General features: G+C 75.1%; 1 protein-coding gene. It reads right to left on the bottom strand.

From position 1 onward, the window contains the following. Positions 1–385 (bottom strand): helix-turn-helix domain-containing protein (locus tag ETU37_RS05775; protein WP_129986249.1); only part of this gene is annotated, 385 nt, incomplete at both ends.

Below are 385 nucleotides of genomic sequence, written 5' to 3'. Positions count from 1 at the left end.
TCGCTCGACCACCCCGGTCTCCGCGAGGTGCTCGAGGTAGCGCCGCGCGGTCACCCGCGACGTGCCGGTCGACTCGGCCACCTCGCTCGCGGAGGCGGCCCCGGCGTCCCGCAGGTGGTCGGTGACGCGGCGCAGGGTCTCGCCGCTCATCCCCTTGGGCAGCGACGTCGCGCCGCCCGGCGGGCGGAGCAGGCCGAGCAGCTCGTCGACCTCGTCCTGCACGACCGCATCGCCGGCGTCGTCGAGCTGCGCGCGATAGGCGGCGTACTGCTCGAGCTTGCCGCGCAGCCCGGCGAACGAGAACGGCTTCAGCAGGTACTGCACCACCCCCTGCGACACCGCCCGCCGGACCACGTCGAGGTCGCGCGCCGAGGTCACCGCGATC

Origin of the sequence: Nocardioides iriomotensis, from assembly GCF_004168035.1 — a bacterium.
In the GTDB taxonomy this organism is placed as follows: Bacteria; Actinomycetota; Actinomycetes; order Propionibacteriales; family Nocardioidaceae; genus Nocardioides_B; species Nocardioides_B iriomotensis.
Note: the sequence above shows the minus strand (reverse complement) of the source record. Positions and strands in the feature narration are given on the sequence as shown.